16 protein-coding genes are annotated in these 17,198 nt (G+C 65.8%); 6 read left to right on the top strand and 10 right to left on the bottom strand.

Translation table 11 applies throughout. The annotated features are described in order from the left end of the window. Nucleotides 1-9: 9 nt before the first annotated feature. A complete protein-coding gene (locus CXQ88_RS05740; RefSeq protein WP_104043202.1) occupies nt 10-1,647 on the bottom strand; it encodes a stealth family protein in 1,638 nt (545 codons plus the stop codon). A 60-nt stretch (nt 1,648-1,707) separates the two neighbouring features. Beyond that, a complete protein-coding gene (locus tag CXQ88_RS05735) occupies nt 1,708-2,637 on the bottom strand; it encodes a hypothetical protein (protein ID WP_104043201.1) in 930 nt (309 codons plus the stop codon). A 147-nt stretch (nt 2,638-2,784) separates the two neighbouring features. Here CXQ88_RS05735 and CXQ88_RS05730 point away from each other — a divergent pair, with 147 nt between their 5' ends. Both CXQ88_RS05730 and CXQ88_RS05725 read left to right on the top strand, forming a co-directional pair. Further along, the gene (locus CXQ88_RS05730) at nt 2,785-3,084 is read left to right on the top strand and encodes a type II toxin-antitoxin system VapB family antitoxin (RefSeq protein ID WP_170850843.1); all 300 of its coding nucleotides are present in this window, start codon (nt 2,785-2,787) and stop codon (nt 3,082-3,084) included. Then, nucleotides 3,077-3,751 (top strand): LytR C-terminal domain-containing protein, encoded by a 675-nt coding sequence (locus CXQ88_RS05725; protein ID WP_104043200.1) that lies wholly within the window; start codon nt 3,077-3,079, stop codon nt 3,749-3,751. Before CXQ88_RS05730 ends, CXQ88_RS05725 begins: the two co-directional genes overlap by 8 nt. Before the next feature lie 74 nt (nt 3,752-3,825). Here CXQ88_RS05725 and CXQ88_RS05720 read toward each other — a convergent pair whose 3' ends face one another. Both CXQ88_RS05720 and CXQ88_RS05715 read right to left on the bottom strand, forming a co-directional pair. Then, a complete protein-coding gene (locus CXQ88_RS05720; RefSeq protein ID WP_104043199.1) occupies nt 3,826-4,476 on the bottom strand; it encodes a TetR/AcrR family transcriptional regulator in 651 nt (216 codons plus the stop codon). Nucleotides 4,477-4,511: 35 nt separating this feature from the next. Continuing rightward, entirely contained in the window at nt 4,512-5,210 is a 699-nt protein-coding gene (locus CXQ88_RS05715) for a DsbA family oxidoreductase (RefSeq protein ID WP_104043198.1), read from the bottom strand. 225 nt (nt 5,211-5,435) lie between these two features. Between CXQ88_RS05715 and CXQ88_RS05710 the strand changes: the two genes are divergently transcribed. Then, a complete protein-coding gene (locus CXQ88_RS05710) occupies nt 5,436-6,497 on the top strand; it encodes a glycosyltransferase family 4 protein (RefSeq protein ID WP_104043197.1) in 1,062 nt (353 codons plus the stop codon). Between the two features lie 60 nt (nt 6,498-6,557). Continuing rightward, complete coding sequence (locus tag CXQ88_RS05705; RefSeq protein ID WP_104043196.1) at nt 6,558-8,717, top strand: amylo-alpha-1,6-glucosidase; 2,160 nt, start codon at nt 6,558-6,560, stop codon at nt 8,715-8,717. On the opposite strand, the gene CXQ88_RS05700 is transcribed toward CXQ88_RS05705, so the two are convergent. The 5 genes from CXQ88_RS05700 to CXQ88_RS05680 are packed head-to-tail and all read right to left on the bottom strand — an operon-like array spanning nt 8,714 to nt 13,358. Then, nucleotides 8,714-9,247, bottom strand: coding sequence for a GNAT family N-acetyltransferase (locus CXQ88_RS05700; protein WP_104043195.1), 534 nt, complete (start codon nt 9,245-9,247; stop codon nt 8,714-8,716). The two genes, CXQ88_RS05705 and CXQ88_RS05700, sit on opposite strands and share 4 nt — an antisense overlap. Before the next feature lie 17 nt (nt 9,248-9,264). Further along, complete coding sequence (locus CXQ88_RS05695; protein ID WP_104043194.1) at nt 9,265-10,260, bottom strand: sugar phosphate isomerase/epimerase family protein; 996 nt, start codon at nt 10,258-10,260, stop codon at nt 9,265-9,267. A gap of 1 nt (nt 10,261) precedes the next feature. Then, complete coding sequence (locus tag CXQ88_RS05690) at nt 10,262-11,404, bottom strand: Gfo/Idh/MocA family protein (RefSeq protein WP_104043387.1); 1,143 nt, start codon at nt 11,402-11,404, stop codon at nt 10,262-10,264. A 38-nt stretch (nt 11,405-11,442) separates the two neighbouring features. Next, a complete protein-coding gene (locus tag CXQ88_RS05685; RefSeq protein WP_104043193.1) occupies nt 11,443-12,606 on the bottom strand; it encodes a Gfo/Idh/MocA family protein in 1,164 nt (387 codons plus the stop codon). Further along, the gene (locus CXQ88_RS05680; RefSeq protein ID WP_104043192.1) at nt 12,603-13,358 is read right to left on the bottom strand and encodes a sugar phosphate isomerase/epimerase family protein; all 756 of its coding nucleotides are present in this window, start codon (nt 13,356-13,358) and stop codon (nt 12,603-12,605) included. The genes CXQ88_RS05685 and CXQ88_RS05680 overlap by 4 nt, the downstream gene beginning before the upstream one ends. Before the next feature lie 150 nt (nt 13,359-13,508). Here CXQ88_RS05680 and CXQ88_RS05675 point away from each other — a divergent pair, with 150 nt between their 5' ends. Further along, a complete protein-coding gene (locus CXQ88_RS05675) occupies nt 13,509-14,720 on the top strand; it encodes an ROK family transcriptional regulator (protein ID WP_104043191.1) in 1,212 nt (403 codons plus the stop codon). Nucleotides 14,721-14,786: 66 nt separating this feature from the next. On the opposite strand, the gene CXQ88_RS05670 is transcribed toward CXQ88_RS05675, so the two are convergent. Beyond that, the gene (locus CXQ88_RS05670) at nt 14,787-15,746 is read right to left on the bottom strand and encodes a D-2-hydroxyacid dehydrogenase family protein (protein ID WP_104043190.1); all 960 of its coding nucleotides are present in this window, start codon (nt 15,744-15,746) and stop codon (nt 14,787-14,789) included. A gap of 140 nt (nt 15,747-15,886) precedes the next feature. On the opposite strand from CXQ88_RS05670, the gene CXQ88_RS05665 reads away from it, so the two are divergent. Continuing rightward, nucleotides 15,887-17,083 (top strand): MFS transporter, encoded by a 1,197-nt coding sequence (locus CXQ88_RS05665; protein ID WP_258061700.1) that lies wholly within the window; start codon nt 15,887-15,889, stop codon nt 17,081-17,083. Nucleotides 17,084-17,198: the final 115 nt, after the last annotated feature.

The following is a 17,198-nucleotide window of genomic DNA, read 5'->3' as shown; positions in this document are numbered from 1 at the left end:
ACCGTCTGCCTACTTTTCCCAGGGCGCCTTGATGGGGAAGTACTTCTCCAGGAAGTCTGTGACCAGTTCGGCGCGCTCGTCCGCGTGCACCTCCGGGAAGCTGCCGTCGTTCAGGCAGAAGAAGTCCATGTTCCGCTTGGACAGCAGCTTGGGCAGATAGTTCAGCCCGGTCCGCATGGTGGTGTCCACGTAGCGGACCTTGGCGGATGTCTGGGTGACGGCACCCCCTGTCAGCAGTGCGTAGTAGTGGTAGAACGAGTTGGTGACGGAGATGTTGTCCGCGGCGCGGAACCGGCTGGCCGCGGTCTTGCGGAACTCCTCAGGGAACTCCCGCTCCATCCTGGAAACCACACTGCGCCGCAGCGGCGCAGCAGTGTGCTCAAGGTGTCGCGTAGTGATCCGTCCGAACCGGTTCCACAGCAGCTTCCGGTTGACCCGGGCTGCATTCTCGAAGCCGCTGCGTTCCGCGGCGTTCTCGCCCAGGCCGATCCGGGTTTCCGCCTCGATGAACTTGGTGATGCCGCCGGGGGTGAAGAACAGATCCGGACTGACCGGCCGGCCAAAGAACATGTCATCGTTTGAATACAGGAAGTGCTCGGACAGGCCTTCGATGTTGTGCAGCTGGCACTCGACCGCCTGCGAGTTGTGGGTGGGCAGCACGGAAGGATCAGAGAAGAACTCCTCACTGCGCACTATCGTGACCGCCGGGTGGTCTGCTAGCCATGCCGGGGCGGGGGAGTCCGTGGCGATGAAGATCCGGCGGATCCAGGGCGCGAACAAGTAGACGGACCGCAGCGCGTATTTGAGCTCGTCGATCTGGCGGAAGCGGGCCTCGTGGTCGTCGCCTTCGCCCAGGACAACATCCTTCTGCTGGGCGCGCCGGGCGGCAATGTATTCGGGCGAGCTGCCGTCCACCCAGGAGAACACCAGGTCCACGTCGAAGCTGATGTCGCTGGCATGGTCGGCGAACATGTTCTCAATGGTGGGCCAGGTGTGGCCGTAACGTTCCACCGTGCCGCGTACCGCGTCCTGCCGCAGCATGGTCCGTCGGGTCAGGGAGTTCTCGATCGGAAGGATCAGTTCCTCCCCTTTAAAGGACCACAACTCGATCTGCACTCCGGCTGAGGCGCCGAATTCGAAGCCTCCCACCGGTTCGACGCGGGGGCGGTACAGGCGGAAAATCCGTGCCTGCCGGTTGGAGGACAACTCGCCGTCCGCCACCAGCACGGAGACCTTTTTCTTGGCGTCCACCGTCATGGAGTAGACCGGTTCGTCCCGGCAGGCCTCCACCAGGGCAGCACGGAGCTTCTTGCGGTCCTTCCAGTCCAGGGCGATGACGGGCCGGTCATTGTTGCCCCGGACCAGCAGGTATTCGAGGCCGGCCTCCGCCAGTACATTGCGCAGGAACAGCAGGTCCTCCACCATGGCCTGGTAGGGCGTCCTGTTGTAGTTGATCAGGGCGTAGCGGCCTTTGTGCCTGATGACGTCCGGGCGGTGCCGAAGGCGCTGCTCAGCCGCCGCAGAAGTGACCTCTGCGTGAAATTGTTCCTCTACGGACGCCTGGCTGCCGTAGTAAACCTCGTCCTGTACCGGTGCTTCTGTAATGGTCGTCTCCGTGCTCGTCAAAGTAAGCGTTCCTACCTGCATGATAGCCGCGCGGGGGAAACAGCAGGTTTCGGGCAGGGCTGCCCGGGGTACGGAACGGGGTTAGGCGCCCAGCGCCTCACGCCAGCTGCGCAGGAAAGCGCCGCCGGCGTCGTCGTGGATCACTGAGGCCTCAAGCCCCAGGTCCGCTGCGGTCAGGACAGCATACGGCTTGTCTGGAACTCCATCGGCAGGGCGGACATCCACATGCTTCACCGCGTGGTCGTTGTGGTGGAGCCAGTCAGCCATGGCGTAATCCGTGCGGGAATCGCCCACCGTCCGCCAGTTCTGCGGCGTGATGCCCTGGGCGGCGAGCAGTTCCACTGCCCTGCTGGCGCCCAGATCCTTGCCCAGCCGTACCGACTCAATGTCCGTGGAAATGATGGTGGGGTCCACGCGGTAGTCCACTTCGTCGTCGGAATTCGGGGCGTGGTGCTCCAGTCGGACCACGCCCAGCCCGTGACGGGCCATCAGGTCCATGGCGTCGGCGTCGAAGAGTTTCTGCTCGGCGAGGTATTCGGCGCTGGGCACCTCGATGTGCTGTTCCACGGACACCATGGCCCGCTTGGTCTCGTCGAAGAACATGTGCGCCGAGTAGTCCTCGGCCACCATCCGCCGGACGTCGTCACCATAGGCTGCGGGCACCGCCAGTTCCCGGTCCACATGGATGGGGCCGGGCCCGGCAGCGGTGTAGCTGAACCAGACAGCCCCCTTTTCGCAGACGGCGTGGATGATGGTGCCGGCCGGGATGCCCGCCGCAATCATCGGTTCCATAACCTGCTCGCGGATGAAGGCATCGGAGCGGCCGGTGTTGAAGATGACAGGAATGCCGGCAGCGGCCAGCGCCACGAGATCAGAAATGATCTCCTGTTTAACGTTTCGCGTAACGGGACTTGCCACCGGCCCGTCCACATCCAGCAGCAGCGCGAGGGGAGGCGTGGCCGGCTGGTGTCCGCCGGACGTGGAGGTGGCGAGGAACTCGGATGCTGTCATGGCACCATTCTGTCAGCAGCACTGCGAACTCCGGGCGCCGGGCGGCGAAGATCACCGCGGGCGACGGATGGTCACTGTTTGGCTACAACCTGCCTGACGGCGTGCCTGCTACTTTCGCTGGGACCCTTGGGTGCCTAGGGTGGCATGGTGATATTCAAAGCTGTGGGCGAGGGCCGCCCTTACCCTGACCATGGTTACAACACTCCCAAGGAATGGGCTGCGCTGCCCCCGCGCCCGGTGAGGCTGGACGAGCTGGTGACTACCAAGCGCACCCTTGACCTGGAGGCTCTCCTTGCCGAGGACTCCACCTTCTTCGGCGACCTTTTCCCGCACGTGGTGCAGTACCAGGGAACCCTATACCTTGAGGACGGCCTGCACCGCGCCGTTCGGACCGCCCTGCACCAGCGCACGGCGATCCACGCCCGCGTGCTGGTCATCGATGGCTAGGAAGAAGCAGCAGGACCCAAGCGTCCTCCACGGCCACCGCGTTGTTACCGGCCCTGAGTTGCGGGCCACCTTCGAAGCGGAGCGCGACGCCGACGACACGTCGCGGGTGCGCCGACGTGTGCTGCATGCGGTGGTGCTTGTGGTCCTCATCGGACTGATCGCTGCCGCCATTATCACCGCGCTGGCCATCATCAACGGACGCCTGAAGATCCCCGCCGCTGCGCCGGCAGAGGAGACTGCCTCCAGCTGCCCTGCGGCCACCTTCGACTACACGCCCCACGAGAAGATCAACCTCAACGTCTACAACTCCACGAGCAGGCCGGGCCTGGCGCGGTCAGTGGCGGACGAGTTCCTGGCCCGGAAATTCGTGGTGGGGTCGGTCTCCAACGTAGACGCCGGCTACCGGGGCGTTGCCGCGGTGGTGTCCGGAGCGGCCGGCCAGTCCGCGGCATTCAGTGTCCAGCGGAACCTGCCGGGGTCGGACTACTTCCAGGACGGCAGGGCAGACGGCAGCGTGGACGTGATCCTCGCCCAGGACTACGGTGCTCTGGCCGCGCCCGAGCTTGTTGACCAGACTCCTGGGACCCTCAGCTGCCCGCGCGAAAGCCGCCGGGTTGCCGACGACGACAAGCGGCCGGTCATCCCGTCCTCTGCGCCCGCTTCCTGAGACCAACCCTGCGGATGCGCTACCAGATCGGTTTGTTATCCCGGCCTGATAAGGACCAAAAGTGATGGGGCAACTCAGCCGGCCACGGCGGGAAGGGGTGCCACGCGAACGGGGCTGCCGGCGTCGTCGAACCTCGCCCCGGCGCCCAGCTGGATAAAACGCACAGTCCTGGCCACCCTGGCTTCCAGCTCCGCGGGCTCGTCACTGCCCCTGGCCGCGCTGGAAGACAGCGTGCCAAGGATCAGCTGCGCCTGCTGGCCTATGTCGGCCACCGGCAGGTAGCCCTGCTCCATTCCGTCGCGCAGGATGCCCTGCAGCAGGACGCTCAGCTCGCCCACGTGGTCGGCCAGTTTGGCGAAGGACGACGGCGACAGCACGGCTCCCATGGCCGGTCCCGGGGGCAGGTGGCGGCGGCTGAGGTCCACCACCTGGGCGCGGACGTACAGTGCCAGCCGCTCCACCGGGTTGTCCAGGCGGCCGAGGGCCTCCCGGAGCTCGGACAGGAACTTTTCGGTCTCCTCCAGGGCATAGGAGATGAGGAGCTCTTCGATGTCCGCGTAGTAGTTGTAGACGGCGGTCCGGCCCACCCCTGCGTGGCGGGCCACGTCTGTCATGGTCAGCCCGGGAAGGCCATGCGAAAAGAGGAGCTCGCCGAAGGCAGTAAGGATGCGGCGCTGCGTTTCGGCGCGCTGCTCGGCGTTGCTGGCCGCTGAAATCCTGGGCATGTAGACACTTTACCGCCAAGTGTCACCAAACCGTGCTAGACAGTGCAGCCGTCCGGACCGCAAGCTTCGCCGTCGGTGGAGTTCACCAGTACCAGCGGGTTGGCATCCTGCCATGCCTGGGTCAGCGCGGCGGTAAACGTCCCGGTGGGCTGGGCGCCCGAGAGGCCGAACTTGCGGTCAATGACGAAGAAGGGCACGCCGCTGATGCCCAGTGCCTGGCCTTCGTCGAAATCCGAGCGGACGTCGTCGGCGTACTTATCTGTGGTGAACAGTTCCTCCGCCTCACCCGCGCTGATGCCAAGATCCAGGGCAAGAGATGTCAGGTACTCGCGGCTGCCGATGTCCTTGCCGTGCTCGAAGTGGTCGCTGAGCAGGCGCTCCTTGGCTTCGTCCTGCATGCCGTGGGCGGCCGCGAGATGGATCAGGCGGTGCGCCGTGAAGCTGTTCGCCACAACCACGGAATCGAACCGGTAATCCAGGCCCTCGCCCTTGGCCTGCTGCGTGACGTGCTCGAACATCTGCGAAACCTGCTGCGGGGCCAGGCCCTTTCGGGTGCTCAGGTACTCCAGCTCGGTCCCGTCATAGTGCTCGGGCAGGGTAGCGTCCAGCTGGTAGCTGCGCCACTGCACCTGCACCGAATCGCGGTGCTCGAAGTTGGCCAGTGCTGCCTCAAAGCGGCGCTTGCCGATGTAGCACCACGGGCACGCGATATCTGACCAGATTTCAATCTTCATGCTGTGGGCAACCCCGGGGCCGGAGAAGGCATTCCTGCGCGCCTTTGTTAGATACCCCACAGTAGGGCTTGTCGTGCGGAGGATCGTGCGCAATAGTCAGAATGTCGGCCTAAGCCAGAGGCCGGCTCACACTCCTAACAACAACCGCGGACCGGAGCAGGTAGCGCGGATGGAATTGTCCGGCCAGCTGGGAGCCCGGCCTGTCATTCTCCTTGGAGGCCCGGGATGCGGATAGGACTGGTTGCGGGACCGTGGATTCCCATTCCGCCCGTGACTTACGGCGGCACGGAAAGGGTGGTGGACAGCCTGGCCCGGGGTTTTGCGGCCGCGGGGCACGAGGTATTCCTGGCGGCGCCGACGGACAGTACGTGCCCTGTGCCGAGGGTTCCGGGCATGCGGCCCTCGGTTCCGGACGAGCTGAACCTGACTCTCTCCGAACTCAGCCACGTGGCACGGGCCTATGAGGGCCTGGAAAATGCGGACATCATCCACGACCACACGTTGGCCGGACCTCTCTACGCGCATCGGCCCGAGCAGGTGCCGGTGGTTACCACCATCCACTCCCGGCTTGACCCCGAAGCGGCTGATATTTACAGGGCCATTGCCCGGAACACTGCGGTCATCGCCATTTCCCGTAACCAGGGATCCCACGCGCCGGACGTTCCCATCACCCGGGTGATCCATCACGGGATGGACGTCTCCTCGGTCCCCGTGGGGTCGGGCAGCGGAGGCTACCTGTGCTTTGTGGGGAGGGCATGCCCGGACAAAGGGCTGCTCGAGGCCGTGATGATCGCTCACCAGGCCGGCCTGCCACTGCGGATAGCGGCCAAGATGCGCCAGCCGGACGAAGTCCGCTTCTTCCGCGAGGTGGTTCAACCCATGCTGGGGCCGGACGACGACGTGGTGGACGAAGTGGATGATGCCGGCAAATATCGGCTGATGGGTGAGGCGTTGGCGTTTTTGAACCCGATTCAGTGGCCGGAGCCCTTCGGGCTGGTCATGATCGAGGCACTGGCCACCGGTACCCCCGTGATCGGCACCCGCGCGGGTTCGGCACCCGAGATAGTCGAGCACGGACGGACCGGATACCTCGGGGACATCGGGCAGCTGGCCGGCTTCGTGGGGGTGGCAGGAGGCATCAGCCGCGCGGCGTGCCGAAAGGAGGTGGAGGAGCGGTTCAATGAGGATCGGATGGTGAACGAGCACCTCAGCCTGTACGGCCAACTGCTTGAAGGGGCTCTATCCGGAGGGGTTCCGCATCCTGTGGGAGTGCACCAGAATCAGTAAGGGCGTTAAGCCTGCTTCCGAATCCGCGGGGGCAGCAGCCCGCTGAGGAGGGAGTTGTCCGTGACCGCATGGAACGCCGATACAGAGGCAGCCGCATCCGAATCGGGTTCGGTCACAGTAGTGGAAGGGTCCTCGTTCTGCATTTCATCCGGAGGTGGGGACATCAGTTCCGACGGCGGCACGAACGGTGCGTTCTTCCAGGACACCCGCATCATTTCCCACTGGGTGCTCCGGGTCAACGGTTCCCTGCGGGAGCCGTTGGCGGCCCAGAGGCCCCGGCCCTTCGAGGCCACCTTTGTGGGCCGGGCCAAGTGGCCGGACGGCAGGTTCGACAGCCCCCTGGTGGTCCGCCAGGTGCGGCACATCGGACCCGGACTGCAGGACGACATCACCCTGGAAAACTACTCTGCCGAGCCGGTGGACTGCGACGTCGAGCTTCTCATCGACGCCGACCAGGCTGACCTTTTCGATGTAAAGGGCGGGCGGGCATCCCGCACTGCAGAATCATCCCGCACTGTCGGCGACGGCCAGCTCGTTATTGAAAGCGCCCACAACGGGCAGCGGCGCGGGACCGCCATCCGTGCCCGTGGGGCGGTCGTCAGCACGGACGGGCTCCGCTTCCGGGCCACCATCCCGGCCCGCGGCAAGTGGGCAACCAGCGTGATCGTGGTGCCACTCGTCAACGGGCAGGCACCCGACGAACCCTTCAACGAAGGCGGGCTTCCGCACCACCGCGAAGGTGCACTCCGGCACCGCCACTGGGAGCAGAACGTCCCCCGGATCACCGTCACGGACAGCAACCTGCAGGCAGTCCTGAACCGCAGCGAGAGCGACCTTGGCTCCCTGCGGATCTTTGACGAGCACCACCCGGAACGGGCAGCCGTGGCAGCCGGCGCGCCCTGGTTCATGGCACTTTTCGGCCGCGACTCCATCCTGTCTTCCTACATGTGCCTCCTGGTGGACCCCAAATTGGCTGCCGGCACGCTGCAGACTTTGGCAGGCCTCCAGGGAACCAAGGTCGATCTGGATTCGGAGGAGGAACCAGGGCGGCTTCCCCATGAAGTGAGGCTTGGCGTCACAGCCGGCGCCGCGCTGGGCGGCACCGCCTATTACGGGACGGCTGACGCCACTCCGCTCTTCGCAGCCCTCATCGGCGAACTTAGCCGGTGGGGACTCTCCCGCGACATCATCGAGCCATTGCTTCCGCACGCGGACCGGGCCCTGGACTGGATCGAGCAGTACGGGGACCGCGACGGCGACGGGTTCGTGGAATACGCCAGGCCCAATGACCACGGGCTGATAAACCAAGGCTGGAAGGACTCCTGGGACGGCATCAACTTCGCTGACGGCACGATGGCCGAGGCTCCCATAGCCCTCTGCGAAGTGCAGGCCTACGTTTATTCGGCCTACATTGGCCGGTCCCTGCTTGCTCGCTGGAGCGGTGATTCTGCCTTGGAACAGCACTGGGCAGAACGCGCTGCGGAAGTGAAGGCCGCGTTCAACGAGAAGTTCTGGCTGCCGGAGAAAGGCTACTTCGCGGTGGCACTGGACAAGGACAAGCGGCCGGTGGACGCCTGTGCCTCGAACATGGGCCATTGCCTCTGGCTGGGCATCGTGGATGAGGACAAGGCGCCGTCGGTGGTGGAACACCTGATGTCCCCGCAGATGTTCACCGGCTGGGGTATCCGTACGCTCGCCTCTGACATGGGGGCGTACAACCCGGTGAGCTACCACAACGGCTCGGTCTGGCCGCATGACTCGGCGCTGGTGGCTACGGGCATGATGCGATACGGGTTCGTCGAGGAGGCCCGGCGCCTTGCGTTGGGCCTCATTGAGGCTGCCGAGCACTTTGACGGCCGGCTCCCGGAGTTGTTCTGCGGCTTCGACCGCGGCGAGTTTCCCGGGCCGGTGCCCTACCCCACGGCTTGCTCGCCGCAGGCGTGGGCGGCCGCGGCGCCGGTGCAGTTGGCGAGGATCCTCCTGCGGTTCGACCCCGACTTCACCCGCAACGTGGTCCACCTGGCCCCGATCCTCCCCGAAGCCCTCGGCGAGTTCAGTGCCGAGAACGTACTGCTGGACACCTCCCGGGTGACCATCAGGGCCCACGGTACCGAAGGCAGCCTCGAGGGCCTCCCGCCTGGACTTAAACTGCTCGGCGAACCCCGCCCGCCGTTGGACTCCCTGCTGGATGACTTCGGAGACGTGCACCCCGGCAGTTAAGGGACGGTGCGCTCCAGCACGAAGTCATGCTCCACTGTGCTGCCGAGCCGGAACGACTTTGTGCCCACCTTGCGGAAGCCGGACTTTTCATAGAAGCGAATGGCACGGGCGTTGTGGCTGTTGACTCCCAGCCAGACGCCCTGGCCGCCGGCTTCGGCAGCCGCCTGGAGACTGGCGTGCATCAGCTCGGCAGCGGCGCCGAGCCCATGGTGTTCCGGGTGCACGTAGCACTTGCTCAGTTCCACCGACGGCAGGATCTTGAGCGCGGACACAACGTCCGGGTCCGCCGCCGGCCGGTTAACCAGCAGGCTGTAGCCGCGCAGGTCACCACTGGCGTCGATCACCAGGATGATGACGTCTGGGTCGGCGAGGTGGCCCTGGAAGTGGCGTTCGCTGAGCGTGTTCGCCAGGTGCGTTGCAATGTCTTGGGGCGACGACGACGGCGGGCAGGCCAGCGGAAAGGTGACGGCCGCCAGCGCAGCCAGCGCACCGGCGTCGTCCCCTCTCGCCTTACGGATGGAAGATGTCATGCAGGGATTTTATGTCCCTACTGCTTGAAGGCGGCGTCGAAGGAGGTGCTCGACGGCGCGAAATCGAACTTCTTGAGGGCGGCGAGGGCTTCGGGGGCGCCGTGGAGGCGGTCCATCCCGGCGTCTTCCCACTCCACGGAGATTGGCCCGTTGTAGCCGATCGCAGTCAGCGCCCGGAAGGACGCTTCCCAGGGGACGTCGCCGCGTCCGGCGGAGACGAAGTCCCAGCCGCGGCGGGGATCGCCCCAGGCGAGGTGGGAGCCCATCACAGTGTTCCGGCCGGTCTGGCGGACCTTGGTGTCCTTGCAGTCCACGTGGTAAATCCGGTCTTTGAAATCCCAGATGAAGGAGACAGGGTCTATGCCCTGCCACATCATGTGGGACGGGTCCCAGTTCAGGCCGAAGGCTTCGCGGTGGCCGATGGCTTCGAGGGTGCGGACAGTGGTCCAGTAGTCGTAGGCAATTTCGGACGGGTGGACTTCGTGGGCGAAGCGGACGCCGCATTCGTCGAAGACGTCCAGGATCGGGTTCCAGCGGTCGGCGAAGTCCTGGTAGCCGGCCTCGATGACCTTCTCCGGGACGGGCGGGAACATGGCGACGTACTGCCAGATGGAGGAGCCGGTGAAGCCGACGACAGTGTCCACACCGAGTGCCTTGGCGAGCCGGGCAGTGTGCTTCATTTCCTCGGCGGCCCTTTGGCGTACGCCTTCGGGGTCGCCGTCGCCCCAGACCTTCGCTCCGACGATCGCTTCGTGGCGGAAGTCGATGGGGTCATCGCAGACGGCCTGGCCCTTGAGGTGGTTGGAGATGGCCCAGACCTTCAGGTTGTACTTCTCCAGGACGGCGAGCTTGGATTCGACGTAGCCGGGTTCGTCCCAGCGCCAGGCATCCAGGTGGTCGCCGGAGACGGCTATTTCCAGGCCGTCGTAGCCCCAGCCGGACGCCAGCTTCGCGACTTCCTCAAGCGGGAGGTCGGCCCACTGGCCGGTGAACAGGGTGTAGGGGCGGGGCATGTCAGGCTCCTTCTGTCGTAGCTGCAGTGCGGGTTGCGGGGGTCAGGCTGATGGTCGAGCTTTTCGCGGCGGCGGACTCCTCCACGGCGGCCAGGATGCGCTGGACTTCCAGTCCGTCCTCGAACGACGGCGACGGCTCGGTTCCGCTGTCGACGGCAAGCAGGAAGTCCCGGATTTCGTGCGTGAACGTGTGCTCCCAGCCGATGATGTGGCCCTGGGGCCACCAGCCGTCCATGTACGGGTGGTCGGGCTCGGTGACAACGATCCTGCGGAACCCCTGCTCGCGGGCAGGTGCCGTGGCGTCCAGGAACTGCAGTTCGGTGAGGTTTTCCAGGTCGAATCGGAGGGCGCCCTTGTCGCCGTAGACCTCCAACTGGAGGGAATTCTTCCGGCCGGTGGCCACCCGGGAGGCCTCCACGGAGGCGACCGCCCCGGAGGCGAGGGTCAGCGTCGCCCAGGCGGCGTCGTCGACCGTTACCTCTTCAAGCCCCTCGGGTCCCGGCCTCTGGTTCACGAAGGTGTGCAGGCGGCCGGCAACTTCTGTGACCTGGTCGCCGAGCAAAAAGAGGACCTGGTCGATGGCGTGGGAGGCGATGTCCCCGAGCGCCCCGGAGCCCGCGGTGTCCTTTGCCAGCCGCCAGGTCATGGGGGCTGACTCGTCGGCGAGCCAGTCCTGCAGGTAGGCGGCGCGGACCTGGCGGACGGTACCGAGCCTGTCGGCGTCGATCAGTTCCTTCGCAAGGGCCAGGGCGGGAACGCGGCGGTAGTTGAATCCCACCATCGACTGCACACCCCTGGACCTGGCGGCCTTCGCTGCGGCGGTTATGGCCTCGGCCTCGGCCAAGGTGTTGGCCAGCGGCTTTTCCAGCAGCACGTGCTTGCCGGCTTCGAGAGCGGCAATGGCAATTTCCGCGTGCAGCCAGCCGGGGGCGCAGATATCCACGATATGGATATCGTCCCGGTCCATCACGGCGCGCCAATCCGAGGCCGTTTCGCTCCACCCGTACTTGGCGGCGGCGTCCGAGACGGCGGCGGCGTCCCTGCCCACGAGGACCTTCTGCTCAAACGCGGGGACGTCGAAGAAGCTTGCCACGTTCCGCCAGGCATGGGAATGTGCCTTGCCCATAAAGGCGTAGCCGATCATCGCCACGCCCAGCGGACCAATGGGGCCCGGTTCGCGGCTCACGCGTTGCCGCCAAGGGTCGGCGTTTCCGGGGACCAGTCCTCGGGGAGGGGAGCCGACGCCGGTGCGGAGCTTTCCACATTAACGAACGTGCCGGACTCCATGGACTCCGAGATGGAGACCATGCTGTCCAGGACGTGATAGGCAAGGTTCCCGGTGGCACGGTGGGGGACGCCGGCACGGATGGACCGGGCCATGTCCAGGACTCCCATGCCGCGGCCGTTCGCCGGACCCGTGGCCGCGATGCTGGTCCAGTCCTCGTCTCCTGCGCGCCAAATCCTGATGTCGCCGTCGAAATAATTCGGATCCGGCAGTGAGAGGGTGGCCTCGGTGCCGGTGATCTCCACGAAGCCCATCCGCTGGCGGGGGGACTCGAAGGAGAAGACGCTGTGGGAGGACGCCCCGCTTTCGAACTGGGCCATCGCGGACACGTGGGTGGGCACCTCCACCGTGAACTCTTCGCCGGCTTTGGGCCCGGAACCGATCACGCGGACGTTCTTGGCCTTGGATCCGACGGCGGCCACCGTGCGGATGGAGCCGAAAGCCTGGATAAGGGTGGTGAGGTAGTAGGGGCCCATGTCGAACAGGGGGCCCGCACCGTGCTGGAAGAGGAAGGCCGGGTTGGGGTGCCAGGATTCCGGGCCGGGGGTCTGGAACGTGGTCATGGCGGTCAGGGGTGTTCCAATGTCGCCCCGCTGGATCACGCGCAGTGCGGTCTGCAGGCCGGCGCCGAGGAACGTGTCCGGGGCGCATCCGAGGCGGACCCCGGCGGCATCAGCCGTTTTGAGCAGGCTTAGGCCGGACTCGCGGTCCAGCGAGAAGGGCTTCTCAGTCCAGACGTGCTTGCCGGCGTTCACTGCGGCAGTGGCAACCTCCACGTGGGCGGCAGGAATGGTCAGGTTGACGATGATTTCGACGTCGGGGTGGCTTAGGGCTTTCTCCACCCCGCCCCACTCGGGGATGCCATATTCCTTGGCGCGGGCTTCCGCCGCTTCCTCGAAGAGGTCCGCGATGACGTGGACTTTCACATCCGGGAAGATGGTGAGGTTGTCCAGGTACTGCTTGCTGATGTTGCCGGCGCCGATGATACCAACGCCCACCGGGCCGCTGCCCGGTGCTGCGTTCCGCGCGGTTGTTTGATTCAGTGGGGATGCGGCGCTCATGCTTCTGCTCCGGTTGCTGCGGCGCCGGACTCCTGCAGGAACTTCAGGCTTTGGGCGATGCCGTCGAAGATGTCCCCGTCGTAGTCATCAAATTCCACAACTCCCACTTCCAGGGACTTCGCGGCGGCAATGACGTCCAGAACAGCCACTTCGCCCTTGCCCGCGGGCAGTTGGGCCTTGGTGTCCGTGGTCAGCGGCCCGTCCTTGATGTGGATGAACTTCACCCGGTCACCCAGCCTGCCCAGGATGTTCACGGGGTCCTGTCCACCGACAGCGACCCAGTACGTGTCCACCTCCAGGACGAGTTCAGGGTCCAGCAGGTCGGCAAAGTACTCCAGGGCAGTCCGGCCCTCGACGGTGGACTCCAGCTCCCACTGGTGGTTGTGGTAGCCCACCCGGATGCCGTAGCCCGCCCCCTTTTTGGCTGCTTCGTTCAGTTTGGCGGCTGTGGAATGGACGTGTTCTGCGGACTGCCAGCGGTCTGCGGGAATGAACGGCTCGATCACAGTGGTGATCCCCAGTTCCTTGGCGGCTGCGAAGATTTCGTCCTGGTCCTGGCTCAACAGCGGGGCGTGACCGGACGGCGCGGTGACGCCGTTCTCCCGCAGGGCCGCTCCAAGCTCGGTGGCAGTGGCAACGAAGTTGTACGGCTCCACCTTGGTGAAGCCGAGATCCGCCACCCTTCTGATGGTTCCGGGAAGGTCTTCCTGGATGGCGTTGCGCAGCGTATAGAGCTGGAGGGAGTAGGACATGTGGTCTCCTGGGTTTGGGACTCGTTCAGGCCGGCGCAGTGGCCTCGACCACGGCTCTTTCGTCTACTGCAAAGCTAAGGCCACTTTTGTTGCGCGTCAAGCAAAAGTTGCCAGCGTGACACGCAGAAGTTGCCGTGTTATCCATGTCCTATGACCAAGGCAGCCGGCAGCAGCATCCCGGCAGCCGGGCCTGTCGCAGCCCAGGGCGGGGCGGGCGTCCTGTTCCAGCTCCTCCGTGACGGTAAGGCGCGGACCCGGGCAGAACTTGCGCTGACCACTGGTTTGGCAAGGTCCACGGTGGCGTCACGCATCGATGCCCTGATCGCGTCAGGGTTGGTAGGCCCGGCCGGTGAGGGGAATTCGAGCGGCGGCAGGCCGCCGTCGCGCTTTGCCTTCAACCCTTACGTGCGCGTGGTGTTGGCCGTCGATGTCGGGGCCACCCACGTGATCGTCGCCGTCACGGACCTCAACGGCCAGGTCCTGGCCGAACAACGCCTGGCGCAGGACGTGGCTGACGGGCCGGAGGCCGTGCTGGGCCGGGTGGTCAAGGAGGGTTTTTCGCTCCTGGCCACGGCTGGACGCGGGATGGCTGACCTGGCCGGCGTGGGCATCGGATTGCCGGGGCCGGTGGAGCACTCCAGCGGGCGGCGGGTCAAACCGCCCATCATGCCGGGCTGGGACGGGTTCGACGTCGTCTCTTACGTTCAGCGATCCCTGCCGGTGGCCGTCCTGGTGGACAACGATGTGAACATCATGGCGCTGGGGGAACGGTCCGCACACTGGCCCGCGGACGAGAATTTCCTGTTCATCAAGGTGGCCACCGGTATCGGCTGCGGAATTATCAGCAGCGGAACCCTGCAGCGAGGTGCCAACGGTACCGCCGGTGACCTGGGCCATGTGCGGGTTCCGCGCGGCGACGACGTGCTGTGCCGCTGCGGCAACTACGGCTGCCTGGAGGCACTGGCGTCCGGTCCTGCGTTGGCCGCCGAGCTGGACCGGCAGGGAATTACGGCCACGAATGGCAGTGACGTGCTTCGGCTCGTGGCGCAGGGAAACCTGCAGGCCATCCAGCTGCTGCGCCAGGCGGGCCGGGACGTGGGCGACGTCCTGGCCACCGTGGTGAACCTGCTCAACCCCTCTGTTGTTGTGGTCGGTGGAAGCCTGGGCGAGGCCGGGGAGCACCTGATGGCTGGCGTGCGGGAAGTGGTGTACCGGCGCTCGCTTCCGCTGGCCACAGCCCACCTCCGTATTGCGCTGTCGCTGGCCGGCGACCGGGCAGCCATTCTGGGCGCAAGCCAGATGGTGACGCAACATGTGCTGTCTCCGGCATCCATTGAGGCAGCGCTTCAGGTACCCGGGTAGCCGGACGGGACCCTTTGGACCCGCGGGCGGCTCGGTCCGCCGCGCCCTACGCCCTGCTTAGGGGCATCAGCCGGAAATTACGCGCACGGGCGAGCCTGCCAGCCAAGCCTTGACGTCTTCCAGCGCCCCGCCGTAAAACTCCCGGTAGCTCTCGCGAGTGACATAGCCCAGGTGCGGGGAGAGCACCGTGTTGGGGGCGCTGAGGAGCGGGTGGCCTACCGGCAAGGGTTCGTGGTCGAACACGTCCAGCGCGGCGCCGGCGATCCAGCCTTCGGACAGGGCCCGCACCAGGGCGTCCTGGTCAACCAAAGGTCCTCGTGCGGTGTTCACCAGGACGCCGTCCGGACCCAGCAGCCGGAGCTCCGGCTCGCCCACTATGCCCTCTGAACGGGGAGACAGGCGCAGATGGAGGGTGGCGACGTCGGAAGTCCTGAAAAGCTCTTCCTTGGACACTTTCCGCACCCCGGCCCCAGCCGCGGCCTCATCTGTCAGATTCTGGCTCCACGCCACGACCTCCATGCCGAAGGCCTGACCGTAGGCGGCAATCCTGCGGCCAATCTTGCCCAGGCCCACCACGCCCAGGGTCTTGCCGGCGAGTTCGAACCCAACCGTGTTCTGCCAGGCGCCCGAACGGAGCGAAGCATCCTCTGCGGGAAGGTTGCGCGCGAGAGCCAGGAGCAGTGCCCAGGTCAGTTCCGGCGCGGCCGTGGGCGAACCGGGAGTGCCGCACACCGTCAGTCCGAGCTCAGTTGCCGCCTCCACGTCAATTGAGGCGTTTGCCATCCCGGTGGTGACCAAAAGCTGGAGGGCGGGGAGTTTTTCGAGCACCTCCCGCGGGAAAGCGGTCCGCTCACGCATCGCAATGATGATGGTCGCTCCTGCCAGGGCGGAGACCAGCGCGTCCGGTGACGCGAACGGCTCGCGGTATGAGGTGACCGAGACGCCGTCGGCCTCCAGGGAAGACCAGTCCGCGAACCCATGCGCCACGTCCTGGTAGTCATCAAGGATGGCAAGCCGGTGCTGCATGTTGTGTCCTTCGTCCGGAGTCAGCGGCAGTGATGTTCATCGTAAGGCAGGACCGGCCCGCCGCCGCCGGGACCTGCCGCGTTCGTGCCCGTGATAGCAATGAGGGTGATGAAAAAAGATCCAGCATCCAAGCCCTGCAGGTGAGCGGCCGCATCTTTGCCAGGATTCCCAAGACCTGGATCTTGCTGGCCTGCATCGGGCTGCTGGCGCTGAACCTTCGCGGGCCCTTCGTCGCCGTCGCCCCGGTGGTGGATATTATGCAGGCCGACTTGGGCTTTTCCCCGGTGGTGCTGGGACTGCTGACCAGCATTCCGGTGTTGTGCTTTGCGCTCGCGTCACCCCTGGCTTCGATGGTGGCCCGCGGGTATGGTGCCGAGTTCGCCGTGACCCTCACCATCCTGGGGGTGCTGGCCGGCGTCATCATCCGGTCCTCGGGCGGTCCAGCTCTGGTGCTGGCCGGGACAGTAGTGATTGGCCTTGCCATCACCATTGGCAACATTGCCGCGCCCCTCATCATCCGCCGAGACTTCCCGCCGCTGCGGCAGGGAACAGCCATGGGCGTCTACACGGCCGCGCTGAACGTCGGGTCCTTCCTGACCTCGATGGTCACAGCACCGCTGGCAGAACTGGCGGGCTGGAAGCTCGCGCTCGCCTCCGTCGGGGTCTTCGCCGTAGCGGCCATCGTGTGCTGGGCGCTCGCCGTCGGACTCCGCGCTGCTTTTCTACCCTCCGCGGCTGTTGCTCCGGACCGGCCGAGGGACGGAGCCGTTGCCGGTTCAGGCTGGACCACGGCCGGGCTCACGGCTGCGTTCGCCGGACAGGCCTTCTCCTACTACGCAGTTACGGCCTGGCTGCCCAGCTACCTGAACGACGAACTGGGCATGTCCGCTGCTGCGGCCGGAGCAGGGTCCTCGCTTTTCCAGGTGTTCGCCATTGTGGGCGGCCTTGGCGTGCCGTTCGCGGCCAAATACTTCAGTACGACGACGGTGGCCGTCACCTTGGGTTTGTTGTGGACTGCCGTGCCGGCCGGTCTCCTGCTGGCACCGGAACTTTGGTGGCTGTGGTCAATCTTTGGCGGCGTCGCCCAGGGCGGCGGCATCACGCTGATCTTCATAGCCATCATCAAGCTGGCGCGGGACCAGGTTTCCGCCGGCCGGATGTCCGCCACCGTCCAGGGTCTCGGTTACTGCTTCGGCGCGGTGGCACCTCCGCTGGTGGGATACGTGCATGACGTTTCAGGATCCTGGACGCCTGCCCTGCTTCTTATTCTGGCGTCGGTGCTGACGTTCTTCCTCGCCGCCACCCTCTCCGTGCGGCGGGTGCCCAAGGGGCGGTAAAGCCCTGCGGGCGTGGGCCCACCTCGCGAGGCATGTGTGTTCCGCCGCCGGGCCGGCCCTCCGGATTTCGGAGGAGCCTGTTGCGGAGGGCGTGCCGGCCCGGCAGACGGAAGTT

It is taken from the genome of Arthrobacter sp. ZGTC412 (assembly GCF_002929215.1).
Lineage (GTDB): Bacteria > Actinomycetota > Actinomycetes > Actinomycetales > Micrococcaceae > Arthrobacter.
Note: the sequence above shows the minus strand (reverse complement) of the source record. Positions and strands in the feature narration are given on the sequence as shown.